The sequence below is a fragment of the Mycobacterium sp. genome (genome assembly GCF_036273375.1).
GTDB lineage: Bacteria > Actinomycetota > Actinomycetes > Mycobacteriales > Mycobacteriaceae > Mycobacterium.
Genome location: NZ_DASUHS010000203.1, coordinates 1 through 3,312, shown reverse-complemented (window position 1 = coordinate 3,312; position 3,312 = coordinate 1). Strand labels below are relative to the sequence as shown.

The window sequence follows — 3,312 nt, the reverse complement described above, 5'->3', positions numbered from 1 at the left end:
TCGCGGTACAACTGCCTAACTGGTCGGAGTTCGTTCCCGTCGCCGCCGCACTCGCCCGCCTCGGCGCGATCATGGTCCCGATCATGCCCATCTACCGCCGCGACGAGGTCGGGCACGTACTCGACGACGCGCAAGTCTCCGCCGCGGTCACGCCATCAGTCTTCAAAGGCTTCGACTACCTGGGAATGTACCGCGACCTACAGGCCGCCCGACCGGCGCTGCACACCCTGGTGGTCGTGCGCGGGGACGACGCCGTCGGAACCGCCGAGACCGCGGTGACGACCCTCGCCGCGGCCACCGCCGACATCGATCCCGTCACCGCCGAGAACCAGATCGGCTCCCCAGCAGGACCCGACGACCCCTTCGTCATCGTCTACACCTCGGGAACCACCGCACGACCCAAAGGGTGCGTGCACACCGTCAACACCTACCTCAGCGGTGCACGCGCACTCGGCAAAGCCTTCGCCTACCGCGAATCCGACGTCCAATTCGGACCCTCACCCATCACCCACACCACCGGGTTGATCACCAGCGTCATGCTCCCCATGCTCCACGGCGCCGCGACCCACCTGATGCCCGACTGGGAACCCCACCGCGGCCTGGCCGAGATCGCCCAGTACCGCTGCACCGTCAGTGTCACCGCCACCACCTTCATCCACATGCTCCTCGACGCCTACCACCCCGACCGCCATGACGCGTCCAGCCTGCGAGTGTGGGTATCCGCGGGAGCGCCGATCCCGCGGACGGTCATCGAACGAGCACGCACACTCCTACCCCACGCGAAAATCCTCAGCCTCTACGGACGCAGCGAAAACCTCGCGACCACGACCTGCACCGTCGACGACGACCCGCAACGGGCACTCACCTCCGACGGCGCGGCCCTGCCCAACGCCTCGGTGAAGATCGTCGACGAGCACGGCACAGAAGTGCCCTCCGGCACCGAGGGCGACATCGCCTACCGCGGACCCAGTCACATGCTCGGCTACCTCAACCGCCCCGAGGAGACAGCCGACCTGTTCACCCCCGACGGATACTCACGCTCGGGGGACCTCGGCGTCATGGACACCAACGGATTCGTCCGCGTCACCGGCCGCACCAAAGACATCGTGATCCGCGGCGGAATGAACATCAGCGTCCGGGAAATCGAAGACCTTTTAGCAGCCCACCCCGCCGTCCGCACCGCGGCCATCGTCGGCATGCCCGACAAACGACTCGGCGAACGCCTCTGCTGCTACCTCGTCCCCACCAACCCGGCCGACCCACCACCACTGGACACCCTCAAGACCTACCTCCACAACAAAGGAATCGCCATCCAAAAAACCCCCGAACGACTGGAACTACTCGACGAACTACCGACAACCGCAACCGGGAAAATCCAGAAACACCTCCTACGCCAAGACATCGCACACAAACTCGCCGAAAACCTCGAACTCGCCTCCGGCACCTGAACGGAATCGGCCCCCGAGGCGGCTCAAGCGCCGCGACTGTCCACAGTGGCTTCGGCCATCGCATCGGCGGTCAGCTCCACCGAACGCACCCGGTCGTCGATCCGCGTGGCGTGGTGGGCGAGGATGAGCTCATCGGCTTGGGTGGAGGCGGCGAAATCCTCCAGGTACTCGCGAACTTCCGGCGGCGTGCCCACGGCGGTGTACCGGGTCATGGTGGTGAGCGGGCGGCCGTTCGGCGAGGCGAGGAACGCGTCGATCTCCGCGTCGGTGAAGGTGCGCCCGCCCGGGCCCCGCGAGATCATCCCTCGCGCCCGGGACCGGTACGCGATCGTCTTCTGTGCTTCGGCCTCGTCGCGGTCCTCGGCTGCGAACACGTTCGCGCCGACGATGACGTACGGCTCGGTCAACTGCTCCGACGGCTGGAAACCGCTGCGGTAGACAGCAAGAGCCTGGTGCAGGGCGTCCGGCGCGAAGTGGGACGCGAAGGCGTACGGCAGACCGAGCTGCGCGGCGAGCTGAGCCCCGAACAGCGACGATCCCAGGACATAGAGCGGCACGACCCCCTCGCCGCGCGGCACCGCCTGTACGCCGGGCACGCGCGACCTGCCCCGCAGGTAACCCTGCAACTCCAGCACGTCCTGCGGGAAAGAGTCCGCCGATCTCGGGTCGCGCCGCAGTGCCAGCATGGTGTTCTGGTCGCTGCCCGGCGCCCGGCCGAGGCCGAGATCGATGCGACCGGGAAACAGGGCCTCCAGGGTGCCGAACTGCTCCGCGATCACCAGCGGGGCATGGTTGGGCAGCATGATCCCGCCCGCGCCGAGCCGGATAGTGTCCGTCTGCGCCGCGACATGGCCGATGAGGACGCTGGTGGCGCTCGAGGCAATGGACGACATGTTGTGGTGCTCGGCGTACCAGACACGCCGGTAGCCACTGCGCTCCGCGGCCCGGGCCAGTGCGACACTCGCGTCGAAGCTGTCGCGCGCGGTCTGGCCGGGTGCGATCGGGGCGAGGTCGAGGACGGACAATGCGGTGGGCATGATGCGGCTGCCTTTCCTGCGTCAGAGGACGCGGTGAAGTCGTTCGGTGAAGGCGCGAATGCGCTCGTCGTCGCGCCGGTAGTACGTCCACTGCCCGCGGCGCGTGGCCCGGAGGAACGCGGCACGCTGCAGGATCGCCAGGTGCGCGGACATGGTCGAAGCCGAGGTGCCCGCCTTCTGCTGGATGAGACCGACGCACACGCCGAACTCCGCCGTCTCCCCCGCCGCCGCCGGGAAGTTCGCCGCCGGGTCCTTGAGCCACTCCAGGATGCGCAGCCGGGTCTCGTTGGCCAGCGCCTTGCACTCGTCGAGCACCGCACCATCCTTCGATATTTCGCTAATTGACGAAATTAGTCCTCGGCCGGCGGTCCCGCACCGTGGCACTGCTCACTAGGCCCGAAGACCGGGGCTTTTGTCATACGCGGCGGGGGCAGACGTCGATGGTGTCCGTGGGGTGGATGGCCTGGTCGCAATCGAACAGGTCGTCGATGCGCGCGACCACCGCGGGCTCCAGAGCGGGCAGGTCGAACCAGGATCGGTCGATCAGAAGGTACCGCGCCGTGGTGTCGAGGCACGAGACATTGTCGTGGTAGCTGGCGAAGTCTCTCACGTAGGGCAGCGCGGCGGAGCGCTGCAGCCATACCGGGGAGGGGTACCGGCAGTCGGTGGGATTGCCCAGCAGGTAGTTGACGTCCCCGAAGGCGAGGTACAGCACGGTGGTGTCCTGCCCGATCTCCTGCCGGAGTTGCCCGAACTGCCGGCGCAGGTCAGCGGTGGTGTGGTAGAGCGACAGGTTGGTGTCCTCCGCGTGAGACATGGTCATGCTG

At 67.3% G+C, this 3,312-nt stretch carries 4 protein-coding genes; 1 reads left to right on the top strand and 3 read right to left on the bottom strand.

Going from position 1 to position 3,312, the window contains the following annotated elements:
* Positions 1–1,448: AMP-binding protein (locus tag VFW69_RS18465; protein WP_526503235.1), on the top strand; the 1,448-nt coding region annotated here is incomplete at its 5' end.
* A gap of 23 nt (positions 1,449–1,471) precedes the next feature.
* On the opposite strand, the gene VFW69_RS18460 is transcribed toward VFW69_RS18465, so the two are convergent.
* The 3 genes from VFW69_RS18460 to VFW69_RS18450 all read right to left on the bottom strand — a co-directional run.
* Positions 1,472–2,485, bottom strand: coding sequence for an LLM class flavin-dependent oxidoreductase (locus VFW69_RS18460; protein ID WP_526503233.1), 1,014 nt, complete (start codon positions 2,483–2,485; stop codon positions 1,472–1,474).
* A gap of 21 nt (positions 2,486–2,506) precedes the next feature.
* The gene (locus tag VFW69_RS18455) at positions 2,507–2,800 is read right to left on the bottom strand and encodes an ArsR/SmtB family transcription factor (protein WP_526503231.1); all 294 of its coding nucleotides are present in this window, start codon (positions 2,798–2,800) and stop codon (positions 2,507–2,509) included.
* Between the two features lie 100 nt (positions 2,801–2,900).
* Positions 2,901–3,312, bottom strand: a 412-nt coding sequence (locus VFW69_RS18450; protein ID WP_526503229.1) for a hypothetical protein, incomplete at its 5' end; no start/stop codon positions are given.